This is a genomic window from Clostridium sp. AF12-41 (assembly GCF_003461685.1).
Lineage (GTDB): Bacteria > Bacillota > Clostridia > Lachnospirales > Lachnospiraceae > Otoolea > Otoolea fessa.
Window position 1 is genome coordinate 387057 of the sequence record NZ_QTXO01000002.1, and the last position, 14117, is coordinate 401173.

Here is a 14117-nt window from a genome sequence, read left to right on the forward strand (position 1 = left end):
CTATGACCTCGGTTTTCCGCATTCGGAACAAAACTTACCTGTATTGACCGTTCCGCAGCTGCAGGTCCATGGACCGGCTGGTCTTGGCTTGCCGCACTCGGAGCAGAACTTTCCGTGGTTGACATTGCCGCACTCACAAGTCCAGGATTCTGCCGGAGCTGCCGCACTACCCTGCGGCGCTGCGTTCTGTCCTGCCGGTTGTGCATAGCCGCCCTGTGGTGCCGCATTCATCTGTCTCGGCTGCTGTGCATAACCACCCTGCGGCGCTCCATTCGCCTGCCCCGGCGCATAGCCGCCCTGCGGTGCCGCATATCCCTGCCGCGCCGCCTGCTGCATCTGCATCTGCTGCAGGTTGGACGCCGATGCGGCGCCCATAAATCCGCCGCCGAAGTTCATGCCGGCGCCCATTCCCATGAAGCCTGCCATCGCACCGCTTCCGTTGGAACCGGCTGCCTCAAAGCCGCGTGCCATCGCGCCCTGTACATACCCCTCGCGCACCGACGGGTCGCCGAGCATCGCGCCCTGATTCCGCATATTGATGAGTTTCTGCGATTCTTCATCATAGGAAATGCTGGCGATACCGACTGACTGGATCTCCATGCCACGCAGACGATTCCACTCTTCATCCAGCGTCTCCGCCATATAGCGTCCCAGTTCCCTGCCTTTGGAGGCTACAAAGGAAATCCGCACGCCATCCGCCGACATCTGGTTGATCGAGGTCTGCAGCGCTTCCAGGAACTCCGCTAAATACTGCTCATTGATGGAATCAATCTCCACCTGATCCTGATTTTTCGGAATAGCCTCCGCATAAAATTTCAGTGGATCCGTGATCTTGATGGAGTAAGTTCCATGTGCGCGCAGAAACAGCTCGGAATTATAGAATAAATCAAAATAGTTGATCGGCGTCCGTGTGCCGAACTTGATTCCCTTGATCTCCTGGAGATTAATATAGTAGACCTTCTGTGCATACGGCGTCTGTCCGCCATAACGCACACGGTTGAAGGATTCTTTCAGTGCATCGCCGAACTGTCCGTTAAACAGAGACGGCAGGGATGAATTCTGCACTGTATAATAACCCTCTTCCGCTGTATAATCAACGACCTTACCGCCGTCCACCAGCATCATAAACTGATTCGGGTACACATGGATCACAGAACCATTGGACACCGTTTCCGGTGTTCTCTTCCGGTTCTCTCCACGGCGTGTCTGCACACCCGCTGAAAATACGGTCTGTTCCCCCATATTTTCCGGTTCAATCACTTCCAGCCACTGATCTGCCAGCCCGCCGCCGACCGCGTGTGCCGCTGCTCTGATAATTCCCATACTCACTGCCTCCTTCTCCAAATTCATAGTTTCTCTGTTTTTCTGCTTTTTCTATCTATCGGTTATCATTCCCTTTATTTTTCCCATGCCGATTCCATTTTCCCGGCGTGATCGCCCATACTGCTGCCGCGATCAGCACCATCGCCAGCATACACTGCAAAATCAGGCTGCACGCCGTCCAGTGTGCTGTGATCGCATTGTCTGGAAATACGCCAAACAGTGGCTCGAACCATTTTCTCATGTCGCCGCTTCCCGCCTGTCCGTTAATTACATTATAAAACGAGACAGCCGGATTGAAAAGAAAGAGATAGCGTAAAATGCCGGAACTTGCCATTTCCGATGCATTGAGATTAGATACATACGAATCTGCCGCCCGGAGCGCCATCCGGTATGCAAACAGATTGACCGCCATCGTTCCCGCCGTCAGCGCCACCACCGTCACATAGGAGCAGACGGTCGATACCGTCGAGCGGCGCAGCACCGATGAATAAAAGATCCCGATACTGCCCGTTAAAATTGCCACAACGCCGTGGCACAGGAACAGCATCCCGATGTCCTGCAGCGTAATGCCCCCATAGACAAATACGAGCGCCTGTACCGGAAGCGCCGAGACCGCCAGCACCAGCATCGTCACCAGCGAGGACGCCAGTTTTCCAAGCACCATGTCACGCGGCTCCATCGTGGTCGTCAGCATCAGTTCCAGCGTCTGGCGTTCCCGCTCGCCGCTGATACTGCTGGCAGTCAGCGCCGGCATGATGAAAAGCAGCATGATAAATTCGATCGAGGAGACGAACGTGTAGAGATCCAGAAACTGCGAATACTGGATCTCCGCCGTCGTCCTGACCTGCTCCGCCACCGAATACATATTAAACAGCGCCACCGCCGCCAGAATACTGTTAAAAACAAACAGAATCGCCATCATGCGGATGCTGCGGCTCCCGACTGTCATTTCCCTCCTAAATACCGGATTCCATCTCATGTTTCAGCACCGCCCTCTCTTCTTCATGTCCTGTGATCTGCATAAACAGTGATTCCAGGCTTCCCTTCTCGCGCATAAAGCTGCTGACCATCACATCCGCATCGATAAGCTGCTGCAAAAGCAGCGCCTCATCCTGCCGATCCCCCAAAAAGCCCAGCTTGATCTCATCCCCCTGCACCGCGATCGTCTGCACGCAAGGATGGCTTTTCAGGATCGCAAGCGCCTTTTCTTTCTGGCTGAAAATCGAGATCAGAAGCGGATTGGACGAGTTGATCCGCGCAAAAATCTGATCCATGCTGCCCTGCAGGACCGTTCTTCCCTGCTCAATGATGCCGATCGAGGTACAAAGCTCTGACAATTCCGATAAAATATGGGAGCTGACGAGCAGCGTTTTTCCCTGATCGCGCAGTTCTTTCAGAATCGCCGTATACTCCACCCGGGTGCGAGGATCCAGCCCGGAAGCCGGTTCATCCAGGATCAGAAGATCCGGATCGTGGATGAGCGCCCGCGCCAGACAGAGGCGCTGCTTCATACCTCTCGAAAGCCCGTCCACAAAAAAGTCCTCTTTATCTTCCAGCCGCACCTGTTCCAGAAGCGTATGGCAGCGCGTCCGCGCCTGCAGCCCCGTAATTCCGTAGCAGGATGCAAAAAATTCCATATATTCCGATACTTTCAGGTTATCATATACTCCGAAGAAATCCGGCACATAGCCGATCCGCCGCCGGAGTTCTTTTCCGTCTGAGTAAACATCCAGTCCGCCGATCTCCACCTCGCCCTCATCGGGAACGAGAAGTCCCGCAAGAATCTTGAGCGTCGTCGTCTTGCCTGCCCCATTGGGACCCACGAATCCAAAGAGTTCCCCGTCCGCGACCTCCAGATTCAGCCCATCCAGCGCTTGAAAATTGCCATATCGTTTTCTGAGGTTTTTAATCGTCAGCATCACTCTCTCCTCCCTACGACATAGATTCTTGGAAGCTGGCTTTCCCAGCCATACTCTCCCGTCTGTTCCGGCACATATTTGACGGTCAATGTGTTCGACGGAGACAGGTACGGCGAAAGCTCCTTTGCCGAATACTCTGATTTCAGCTCGATCCGGTCATTGCGCCCGGTCTCATAGTTATAGAAATACATGCTTCCGGAGAAGGATGACATATACGGATAGAGCGGATTTTCCGAAAATCGCGGTGACAGAGTCTCAAACGTAAGCTTTTCAATGACAAGGTCACTTCCCAGCGAATATTCGACCGTCGCAGCCTCCGCTGTTTCACCGCTATACATTGTGTTGTACGCCGCCTCATAATTTCCGGCGAGCACCGTTGGATCTTCCTCAAGCGCCGAACGGTAAAGTTTTCCGTCTTTTTCACGGTTCAGCGGGATTGACTCGGTCACCATGCAAAATCCTTCCCGAAGTGTACTCGCATCCGCCAGGAAATCTTCCTCGCCCTGGAGCTTCCGGGTTGAAAATGCCACCAGGCACGCCTCAGACGGATTGCGCCCCGCGCCGGAATCCAGATAAAAGCTCAAAAGTCTCGTCCGCTCCTGCGCCTTTAAATAGTCCGAATCCTCAATCTCCGCTTTCTCATACTGATCCGCCCCGGTCACCATCTGTGCTGCCGCATACGAATAGCTGACCGGATAATCGCAGCTCTCCTTTCCATCCAGAGAAACCGTCTGCCCAGGCTCTAATCTTCCCAGCAGCACCGCTTTCCCATTAATGAGCAGAGCCGCATTCTCCAGCGGTTCCTCAAAACAGTTTTTTACCGTTCCCGACACCACGCCGTCAAAATAGGAAATATTTCCCTGAACGCCCATCGCGTCCGTTTTCTCCAGCTCACGACGCAGGGTAAACAGATTCGGTGAAAATGCGACCGTATCCCGCATTTTAATTTCGACCCGTTCCGGCTGATAAACAAAGTTCGTATGATACTCTTCCTCACCGGTAAAGCGCACCGCCGAAACCGCATCGTAATAGTAACTGCGCGTCATCGGGCGCACCTCATAGCCCGGCTTTAAGCTCACCGAATACGGCTTGTTATAAGGGCTTCGGATGTTCATATAAGTGGCTTCTTCCGCCTCTTCTCCCGAGGTATCCAGAATCGACGCATACGTCACAAACGGCTCCCGGAAGCGTGTCTTTACGCCCAGCGCATAAATAATGCCGGTAAACAAAAACGCCCCCAGTGTCACCGCCGGCAGATAATACCGGTAAATTCCCCGCTTTTTTAAGTAGAAATAGATGCCCGGACCGATCAAAAGCAGATAGACCACCACGATCACCGTATATGCCGCAACCTTCGGAAGCCGCCCCGCATTGCCGGTGTTGACCAGCCCCTGTACGCTGAAATACGAGCCCGAATAACCGTAGTAATCCTCCTGTGCCAGCTCGTCCACGGTATCACTTCCCAGCACCAGCGTATACAGCTTTTCAAATGAGGATGGATTGGTCAGACACAAATCGCTGATCGCATCCATCGAAAAGGCAGCTGCCACGATCCGCCCCTGTTTGCAGTTCGTATGGGATAACAGCGGGAACACTTCCCCCGCCAGCAGAGTGCTGCCGTTCTTCAGGTTCACATCGACGCATTCTGCCTGGATCTCCCCCGTCTGCTCGCCCGGTGCCGTCTCCCCGCCCAGACTGACCGGAACGGTTACCGCATCCAGATACGGCGGCTCCAGCACCTTCTCTGCAAACCTGCCATAATTTCTCGCACAATCCACACCGCCGCCAAAGAGGATCGTACCGCCGTCTTCCACCCAGCGCCGCAGCGCCTCATACTGGACATCGCTGAGCGAATCCAGGTCAAATCCAGACACAATTACCAGATCCAGCGGATCGTAACCCAGCCGGTCATCCGGTGCCTGCTCGGCATCCAGAAAAACCGCCCGCGTCCGAAGCGTCCCATATCGGATGCCCGCGCCGTCTAAATAAGAAAGTGCCTCCGGCGTATCCGTCAAAATTCCGATATAACTCTCCGCAACGTCCTCCTCAGAACCAAGTTTCAGACGTTTCCGGATGATTGTTTTCCCGTTTACATCCTGTACCGATACAAACATCTGATCCGCCCGCACACCCAGCGGGATATAATATTCTTGTTCAAACTTCTCCCCCGCTGCCAACGATAACGGATAGGAATACTGGTACGCCTCCAGACTGGACTGCGCGGTCAGAAATTCCAGCGTTCCCTCAAACGGCGCTGTATCATTATTCAGAAGGACCGTTACCCGAAGGTAACGGTCACTCTTTGCCGTATTGTCAAATCCATAGGAAACATCCATCGACAGCGGCGCATCTGCTTCCTTCTGTGAGGCATATGCGTACCCTGCAGGAAGGCAGAATAGTGCCATCCATCCGATCAATATCGCAAAAAAGAACTGTATTCCCCTCTTTTTCTGCATTCTTTCTCTCCCTATCTGTAACTGTTCACGCATACGTGCCCAGTAACGGAATTTGCCGTGGCTTCGCATTTAAATACGGCAAATTCCTGCTGCCACCATGTTTTCTTACGGCACTTTCGGTTCCAAAAGTGCCTACCTGTGAACAGTAACCAAAAATCCATTAAAATGTCTATCAGATTCTTTCCCACACTCGCCTTTACGGCATCTGGAAATTTTCCCTGTTGATGTCAAAATTCGTCCGCAGGCGCACCGTAAACACCGTTCCATTCAGATCGCTCGTTACCTGAATCGTGCCACCGTGCATATCGACGATATTTTTGGCGATCGCCAGACCTAACCCTGTGCCGCCCGTGTTGGTCGATCGCGACTGTTCCACGCGGTAGAATTTATTAAATAAAAGAGGCAGCTCGTCCGCCGGAATCACGTAACCGTAGTTCGTCACCGAGACGGTCACGACCTCTTCCTCCGCGTGAATCTGCACCAGCACCCGTTTTCCGTCCGCACCGTACTTGATCGCGTTATTGATCAGGTTGTCAAAGAGGCGCGCCAGAAGATTTCCGTCTGCCGTGATAACCTTGCCCGGGACATTGCTCTGCAGCTCGTAGGAGAGGTTTTTGTCCTTGAAGCTCGGATAAAATTCCTCCAACAGCTGGCTGAGCAGTTTGACGATGTCCACCTTCGACACGTGCATTGCCACTTTTCCATAATTCATTTTGGTAAAACCAAACAAATCTTCGATCAGTTTTTCCAGACGTTTCGATTTTGCATAGGCAATATCAATATATTTTTTCTGCATTTCTGCAGGAATCTCCACCTTGCCGGACAGAAGTTCAAGATAGCCGATGATCGAGGTCAGCGGTGTCCGCAGATCGTGTGCCACATTGGTAATCAGCTCATTCTTCGTGCGCTCCGCCTCGCGCTCCTTGTCCATCAGATTCCGGATATCCCCGACCATCTTATTTAAATTGACCGCCATCGCCGTAAACTCGTCGTCGCCCCGCACCTCGATCGTCGTATTCAAATCGCCCTCGGAAATATTCTGAATCGCGGACGAGATCCGGCTGATATAGCGCATGGACCGCTCCTGGAGGGCAAAAAAAGTGACTGAGAAGATCGCGATGCCCGACAGAAGATAGACAAATGCCATCAGTGTCTCTGTCTCCGTCAGGCGCAGGAAAAAAGAATCCCGGTACCGCGTCTCCCGCAGATAGCTGCTGATCATCGAAACATTGGCAATCAGAAACACCTCCACCAGGCATGCCACCACGGTGCTGTAAACGATGTTCATGACCATCCGTGTCCGGAATCGGCGACTCATATCTTTTTTATTTTTCAATTTTGTATCCTACCCCCCAGACCGTTGTAATGATCTTGTTCTGTCGGGTGTCCTCCTTCATCTTGCCGCGAAGCCGTCTGATATGTACCATAACCGTGTTATTTGCCTCGTAGACTTTCTCATTCCACACCTTCTCAAAGATTTCATCGGTGCTGAAGACCCGCCCCGGATTGGATGCCAGCAGATACAGAATGTCAAATTCGATCGGCGTCAGCTTGATCTCCTCGCCGTACACCGTCACTTTATGATTATCTTTGTTGATCGTGAGCCCCTTGATCGAGATCTCATTTTTAACCTGGTTTCCTGCACCGCTCTGCGGATTTAACTGCGTATAGCGGCGAAGCTGTGATTTGACGCGCGCCGTCAGCTCCAGCGGGTTAAATGGTTTCGTCACGTAATCATCCGCGCCGGTTCCCAGTCCCAGAATCTTATCCAGATCCGCTGAGCGCGCGCTCAGCATGATGATCGGGATATTGTTCGTCTCCCGGATCTTGCGGCACATCTCCAGACCATCCATCCCCGGCATCATGATATCGAGAAGCACCAGATGAATCGTCTCCTTCTCCAGAATCTCCAATCCCTCTAACGCATTGGATGCCTTATATACTTTATAACCATCACTGACCAGATAAATCTCCACCAGATCGGCAATCTCTTTCTCATCATCCACCACCAGAACGTGTATTTCAGACATAAAAAAACCTCCCTCATATGTAATGCAGGTTCCCGGTATTTCTATGCGAAATACCAGACGAATATACCTGTTTCCAGTTTACCATATGGGGAGGATTTATGCTTTAAAAATTTATTACATTTTTGGAGAATTTTGCTTATCTGCGAACTGCAATTTCTTTATTGTTCCAGCGGAATAAACACCCTCATCGCCGCCGGGTCCTGCTTTTTTCCAGCTTCCTTCGCCGCCTGCACTGCCTCCGCACAGAAGGTATCCTGCGCGCAGACCGGCTCTTTGCCGCGGCGGTTGCGTTTAGCGTAGGTTCCGTCCGGTCTCAGGTACTGCGCCTTGACATTGTCGGCAAGCTGTACCTCTAAGATGTGACAGATGCGTGCTTTCAGCTTCTCATCCTCAACCGGGAAGAGAATCTCCACACGACGGTCGAGGTTTCGCGGCATCCAGTCGGCACTTCCCATGAAAATCTGCGGTTCACCATCGTTCTCGAAGTAGAAAATACGGCTGTGTTCAAGGAAATTTCCAACGATCGAGCAGACCGTTATATTCTCGCTTAATCCCGGAATCCCGGCGCGCAGACAGCAGATGCCGCGGACGATGAGTTGTATTTTTACCCCCGCATTGGACGCCTCGTAAAGACTCGCAATGATCTCACGGTCGCACAGGGAGTTCATCTTTGCCACGATCCGCGCTGGAATACCTTCGCGGGCGTTGCGCGTTTCCCGCTGGATCAGGCGCAGAAAACGTCCGCGCAGCCACAGCGGCGCCAGCGACAGCTTGTTCCAGCCAAGCGGCTCCGAATAACCCGACAGCATGTTAAAGACTGCAGTCGCATCCTCACCGATCAGCGGATCACAGGTTAAAAGACCGCAGTCGGTGTAAAGTTTTGCCGTCGAATCGTTGTAATTTCCAGTTCCCAGATGGACGTAGCGGCGGATGCCCTCTTCCTCGCGGCGCACTACCAGCGTGATCTTACTGTGTGTTTTCAGCCCCAGCAGGCCGTAGATAACGTGGCAGCCGGCTTTTTCCAGCATCTTCGCCCAGAGAATATTGTTTTCCTCGTCAAAACGGGCTTTCAGCTCAACCAAGACCGACACCTGTTTTCCATTGTCCGCCGCTTCAGCAAGCGCCGCGATAATCGGGGAGTTACCGCTGACACGGTAGAGTGTCTGCTTGATCGCCAGCACCTCCGGGTCGCGGGCAGCTTTCTTGATAAAATTGACGACCGGCTCAAAGGTCTCAAACGGGTGGGTCAGCAATATATCGCCTTTGCGGATATTGGCAAAAATATCATCCTCATTCATCAGCGCCGGAACCGGCTGCGGCGTGTACGGCGGTGTCTTAAATTCGTCAAAGCCCGGCAGACCGAACACCTTCATGAGAACCGTCAGATCAAGCGGTCCGTCAATCTCATAGATCGCGTGCCCGCCGACGTGCAGCTCCTTTTTGAGGATGTCTAAGAGGCGCTTGTCCGCCTTTTTCTCGATATCCAGGCGAATAACCTCGCCCCACTGGCGTTTCTTGAGCTTCTGCTCGATCTCCTTGAGCAAATCCTCCGCCTCATCCTCGTCGATGCTCAGATCGGCATTTCGCATGACACGGAACGGATGGCAGCTGATAATATCATAATTTAAGAACAATTTGTCGATGTTCCGCTCGATGACTTCTTCCAGATAAATGATCGATTTGCCCTCCTGGCACGGCAGCTCCACCACGCGTGGAAGCCCGCCCGGCACGCAGACCATCGCAAATTCCAGCTCGCCGTCTCCCTTTTTCTTGCGAACCAGCGCGGCGATATTTAACGATTTATTGTGAATAAGCGGGAACGGGCGGGAGGAATCAACCGCCATCGGCGTGAGGACCGGGTAGACCGATTCCTCAAAATACCGATCAACGTACACCGCTTCTTCCTTCGTCAGCTTCTCATGCTCGGTGACCACGCGCAGACCGTGCTGTTTTAAGAGCGGCAGGAGCATCCGGTTGTAGGTCCGGTACTGATTCTCGACCAGCTCATGCGTTTTTCCATCAATCGCATCCAGCTGTTCCTGTGCCGTCATACCCGCAATATCCCGCTTCGTATAATTGGCGTGAACCATGTCCTTGAGGGATGCCACGCGGACCATGAAAAACTCATCCAGATTCGACGCCGTGATGCTTAAAAATTTCAGGCGTTCAAACAGTGGGGTCGTCTTATCGCGCGCCTCACCCAGAATCCGGTAGTTAAATTCCAGCCAGCTCAGTTCACGGTTTACATAATTTTCAGGTTCTCCGTATTTCAACACTGCATCCGACATCCTTATACCCCTCTTTTCTGCCTGAGTACAGGCCGTATTCCAAAGACTTCCTCAAAGAAATCTGCCTTCTGGTCAAATGAATACTGCTCCAGCACGATACTCTCCGGACAGTCCGTCGTAATCACCAGACTGCCGTTCCGCACAGCGATGCGGCTGTCGCTCAGCTTCTGGCGGTGGCTGCGGTCCATCGAATTGGCCAGACGCAAAATTGCCGTCAGCTTCGCAATCAGGATCGTCAGCTCTCTCCGGGAGGTTCCAAGCCCCGCATACTGGGACAGATCCGACTCCAGGATGACCTCATCGTAGGCATATTCCTGAATGTTGTAGCGCACGATATTGGCTACAACCTCGCGCTCCAGATGGGAAATTCCGATAATCTCCGTATCCATGATGATCTGGTACGAGCTTTCCGAACCGCGCGTGATGCTGACAAACTTGCCGCAGTCATGCAGGGTCGCTGCGATCTTTAAAAGCAGCCGTTCCCGCGCTCCCAGACCATGGTATTTTTTCGTTGCATCAAAGATCATCTCCGCCGACCGCTCTACCTCGCGCACATGTGCGCCGTGGCAGCGGTAGCGCTTCGCCATCTGGCGCGCCGTTGAGAGAATATCTGCCTCAAAATCATGATGGAAGCGGACCAGACGGTTTTCCTGTGCGTACTCTGCCGCGATACCATCGCAGAGTGTCGTCCCCGGTGCCCAGATATAGGAAGCACCCGTCATGTCTAATATCTTCCGGTAGAGAATCGCACTTGGAATCAACACTTCTGCGTAATCCTGCGGCAGCTCATAGCGCTCCTGAATCTCCTCCGAGGACATTCCGATCAGCTTCTCGCAGAACACGCCAAATTCCTTTGCCGTGAACCGCGCCCCGCCTTTTTCATGCATGCCTCGGCTGATCATATAATTCATTGTCTCGCCGGTCGCAATCAGCGTCTCGATCTGATGCTCTTTTAAAAATATCTTCCGAAATGTGTATAATTCATTTTCTACCAGCTCGTCGATGATCGCCGGGATCTTCCGGTAATCGACGCGCCAGTGTGCTGACATTTCGCTTAAACGCAGCACGCCGAGCAGAAGGTTCTGCGTCGATACCAGTACCTCCTCATCAAAGAGGGAGATCTGGGTGCTTCCGAATCCGACATCCATCAGCGCCGCGCCATTTTTCACGGTGCGCTGGAATTCTTCCTCCCTGGCTGCAACAGCTTTATAACTCTTAAAACGCAGCTCCGAGTTGTTCATCGTGCGGACCCGGAGTCCGGTACGCACCAGAATCCGGTCCAGTACCATCTGGCTGTTCCGCGCCTCCCGAAGCGCACTGCTCGCAAATGCCCGGTAATCCGATACCCGGTATGTTTTCATCACTTCCCGGAACTTATTCAGGACCTCGCACATTTCCTCCACGATCTCGTGGCTCAAACGTCCGTCATTGTACGTGTCTTTGCCAAGCGCCAGCGCATGGCGCACATGATCAATCTCGCGGATTCCGGCGGAAGCAGAAATCTCGAAAATTCCCAGCTCCAGTTCGAAGGAACCCACATCAATAGCGGCAAAGGTTTTAACGGTCATATTACTTGATCTCTCCTTTCAGCTTGCTGCGTAAATTTGCAATAAACTGGGTGGCAGTACGTCCGGACAGCCCGCCGTGGCTTAACTCCCACTTGTTGGCTTCCAGAAGCAGATCTGCCTCCGGCATATGGATGTGGTATTTGTCTGCCAGTACGCGGACGATGTTCTGGAATTCTTTCTTGTCCGGTGATCCATAGTAGATCGTGACGCCAAAACGCGCAACCAAAGACAGTTTTTCCTGCACCGTATCGTTGGAGTGCAGATCGTCGTCCAGCTCGCGCTTATCGCTGAATTTCTCGCGGATTAAGTGGCGGCGGTTCGATGTCGCATAGATCAGGACATTCTGCGGCTTAATGCCGAGACCACCTTCAATGATTGCTTTCAGATATTTATATTCCAGCTCATATTCCTCAAAGGAAAGATCGTCCATATAAATGATAAATTTGTAGTTGCGGTCTTTGATCTGCTCCAGGACATCTGACAGTCCGCGGAACTGGTGCTTGTACACCTCGATCATGCGGAGTCCGCGGTCATAATACTGATTTAAGATCGCCTTGATACTGGATGATTTACCGGTACCGCTGTCACCGAAAAGCAGGCAGTTGTTTGCCGCGCGCCCCTCGATAAATGCCTCGGTATTCTCAATCAGCTTGGCTTTCTGCAGCTCATAGCCGACCAGATCGTTAAGCTTGATATGTTCTACGCGCGTGATCGGCTCGATATCAACCTGTTTTGCCTCCTCATCCATGATAATATGGAATGCTTTGTTAAGGCCAAACTTGCCAACACCAAATTCTTTATAAAATTCGGTCACGATATCCTGAAATTCCTGATCACTCTCCGCATGCTCCAGGGAAACCGATAATTCAACGATCCGGTCGCGGATGCGGTGGTTGAACGCCTTGCTGTTTTCCAGCGCATTTTCGTAATGCTTCATCTCCGACCAGATGCCGTTCTCAGTCTCGTCCAGACGGGCAATATCCAGGGAAAAAAGCTCTCTGACCTGTGCAAAATCGTGGCGTGCAAGCTCGCTCAAACTGCCGCCGACCGGTCCGATGATCTCGCAGGATGTGCTGTAGGCATTTTCATTGTTTGCCATGCAGAACGCCAGGAAACAATGCCACAGGTTTCCGCGGAATCCATAGGTCACTGCCAGATCGATGAGCTGACTCGCGCATGCATATGCATCCGGGCGTGCCTCGCCTTCCTCTGGTTTTAAGAGGCTGCACATATCGTCAAATAACTGCTGATACCGCAGGTTGCGGTATAAAATCATCGTATTTTTTCTTTTTTCTTCCATTATTCTGCCTTTCCGGTTACCATCACATTTTTTTACAGTACTTTCAGTCTCAAAAATGCCTGCCCGTGGACAGCAACCCATTCTGTCTTGTCCTAAGCTAAAGAGTCTAGTAATTTCCTAATATTTTTACATTTTTCGCTTCGCGCATGATTCCGTACAGTGCATTCTGCACACCGGCATCCTCCAGGTTTCCCTCGATGTCCACGAAGAAGCGGTACTGCCAACTCTCCTCTGGGATCGGACGGGACTCGATCATACGCATATTGACGTCATTGAAAATAAAATTGCCGAGCATACTGTACAGCGTACCGCTGCGGTGCGGCAGCTCGAAACAGAGGCTGATTTTCTCTGCACCCGCCTGATAGACGCGATCCTTCGCCAAAATCAGGAAACGGGTCGTATTGTCCGGACAGTTGTTGATCGGACCTGCCAGCTTTTTGAGTCCGTAAATCTCACCTGCCACCTCACCTGCGACTGCCGCCTGTGACGGATCTTTCTCATCGCGTACCTTCTGTGCCGCCACAGCATTATTTTCCATGCTGAGCTGCTGCCAGTCGTGCTGGTTTAAGAAGTCGCTGCTCTGCATCAACGCCTGCGGATGGGCAAAAACACGCTTCACATCGGAAAGTTCCGCGTCCGGTGTGCCAAGCAGGTAGTGATGTACCGGCAGAAATGTTTCCGCCACGATCACATTGTCGTATTTTAAAAGCAGATCATAGTTGTCCGTCACGGCACCGGCGGAAGAATTTTCAATCGGAAGCACCGCAAAATCAGCTTTTCCCTCCTGAATCTCCACCATCATATCCTCAAACCGGCGTACATGATGGATATCCGCGTCTTTTCCAAAGAACTGCAGCGCCGCCGCATGACCGTAAGCACCCTCTAATCCCTGGAACACCACGCGTTTTCCGGCTGTTTCAAGCTTCTCCACCTTATGGAAGCCCAGATCCGGACCGCCGACGCGCCCTGCAATGGTCTGATACTGATACCGGCGGCTCAGCGTCATCATCTGCAAAAACAGTTCGGCAACCGCCTGCTTGTTGAACTCGCTCTCCGCCATCGCCTGAACTGACTCGATCTTCTGTTTCTCACGCTCGGCGTCGTAAACCGCCTTTCCGGTCGCGATCTTATACTCTGCCACCTCGCTGCAAAGGCGCATTCTCTCCTCAAATAACTTTTCTATCTGGGTGTCAATCTGGTCCAGACGCCCTCTTATCTCCAGCAAATCCATCT

At 52.4% G+C, this 14117-nt stretch carries 10 protein-coding genes; all 10 read right to left on the reverse strand.

Features of this window, described 5'->3' with window-relative positions; translation table 11 throughout:
• Complete coding sequence (locus DWV73_RS05275; RefSeq protein ID WP_117796046.1) at positions 1 to 1323, reverse strand: SPFH domain-containing protein; 1323 nt, start codon at positions 1321 to 1323, stop codon at positions 1 to 3.
• 55 nt (positions 1324 to 1378) lie between these two features.
• Entirely contained in the window at positions 1379 to 2302 is a 924-nt protein-coding gene (locus DWV73_RS05280) for an ABC transporter permease subunit (RefSeq protein WP_117796047.1), read from the reverse strand.
• Entirely contained in the window at positions 2280 to 3242 is a 963-nt protein-coding gene (locus DWV73_RS05285; protein WP_107001433.1) for an ABC transporter ATP-binding protein, read from the reverse strand. The genes DWV73_RS05280 and DWV73_RS05285 overlap by 23 nt, the downstream gene beginning before the upstream one ends.
• Entirely contained in the window at positions 3242 to 5698 is a 2457-nt protein-coding gene (locus DWV73_RS05290; RefSeq protein WP_107001432.1) for a hypothetical protein, read from the reverse strand. Before DWV73_RS05290 ends, DWV73_RS05285 begins: the two co-directional genes overlap by 1 nt.
• 196 nt (positions 5699 to 5894) lie before the next feature.
• Positions 5895 to 7016 (reverse strand): HAMP domain-containing sensor histidine kinase, encoded by a 1122-nt coding sequence (locus DWV73_RS05295; protein ID WP_107001513.1) that lies wholly within the window; start codon positions 7014 to 7016, stop codon positions 5895 to 5897.
• Positions 7017 to 7023: 7 nt separating this feature from the next.
• Positions 7024 to 7728 (reverse strand): response regulator transcription factor, encoded by a 705-nt coding sequence (locus DWV73_RS05300; RefSeq protein ID WP_022360295.1) that lies wholly within the window; start codon positions 7726 to 7728, stop codon positions 7024 to 7026.
• 158 nt (positions 7729 to 7886) lie between these two features.
• Positions 7887 to 10016, reverse strand: a complete 2130-nt coding sequence (locus tag DWV73_RS05305) for an RNA degradosome polyphosphate kinase (RefSeq protein ID WP_117796048.1) — start codon at positions 10014 to 10016, stop codon at positions 7887 to 7889.
• A 2-nt stretch (positions 10017 to 10018) separates the two neighbouring features.
• Positions 10019 to 11584, reverse strand: coding sequence for an HD domain-containing protein (locus DWV73_RS05310; RefSeq protein ID WP_117796049.1), 1566 nt, complete (start codon positions 11582 to 11584; stop codon positions 10019 to 10021).
• A 1-nt stretch (position 11585) separates the two neighbouring features.
• Positions 11586 to 12884, reverse strand: coding sequence for an ATP-binding protein (locus DWV73_RS05315; RefSeq protein ID WP_181986214.1), 1299 nt, complete (start codon positions 12882 to 12884; stop codon positions 11586 to 11588).
• Positions 12885 to 12990: 106 nt separating this feature from the next.
• Complete coding sequence (locus tag DWV73_RS05320) at positions 12991 to 14115, reverse strand: bifunctional chorismate mutase/prephenate dehydratase (RefSeq protein ID WP_117796050.1); 1125 nt, start codon at positions 14113 to 14115, stop codon at positions 12991 to 12993.
• Between the last annotated feature and the right edge of the window lie 2 nt (positions 14116 to 14117).

Bases quoted from the DNA above. Each gene is read 5' to 3' on its own strand.
- DWV73_RS05275 (WP_117796046.1), bottom strand. From the start codon at position 1,323: ATGGGAATTATCAGAGCAGCGGCACACGCGGTCGGCGGCGGGCTGGCA.
- DWV73_RS05280 (WP_117796047.1), bottom strand. From the start codon at position 2,302: ATGAGATGGAATCCGGTATTTAGGAGGGAAATGACAGTCGGGAGCCGC.
- DWV73_RS05285 (WP_107001433.1), bottom strand. From the start codon at position 3,242: ATGCTGACGATTAAAAACCTCAGAAAACGATATGGCAATTTTCAAGCG.
- DWV73_RS05290 (WP_107001432.1), bottom strand. From the start codon at position 5,698: ATGCAGAAAAAGAGGGGAATACAGTTCTTTTTTGCGATATTGATCGGA.
- DWV73_RS05295 (WP_107001513.1), bottom strand. From the start codon at position 7,016: ATGAGTCGCCGATTCCGGACACGGATGGTCATGAACATCGTTTACAGC.
- DWV73_RS05300 (WP_022360295.1), bottom strand. From the start codon at position 7,728: ATGTCTGAAATACACGTTCTGGTGGTGGATGATGAGAAAGAGATTGCC.
- DWV73_RS05305 (WP_117796048.1), bottom strand. From the start codon at position 10,016: ATGTCGGATGCAGTGTTGAAATACGGAGAACCTGAAAATTATGTAAAC.
- DWV73_RS05310 (WP_117796049.1), bottom strand. From the start codon at position 11,584: ATGACCGTTAAAACCTTTGCCGCTATTGATGTGGGTTCCTTCGAACTG.
- DWV73_RS05315 (WP_181986214.1), bottom strand. From the start codon at position 12,884: ATGGAAGAAAAAAGAAAAAATACGATGATTTTATACCGCAACCTGCGG.
- DWV73_RS05320 (WP_117796050.1), bottom strand. From the start codon at position 14,115: ATGGATTTGCTGGAGATAAGAGGGCGTCTGGACCAGATTGACACCCAG.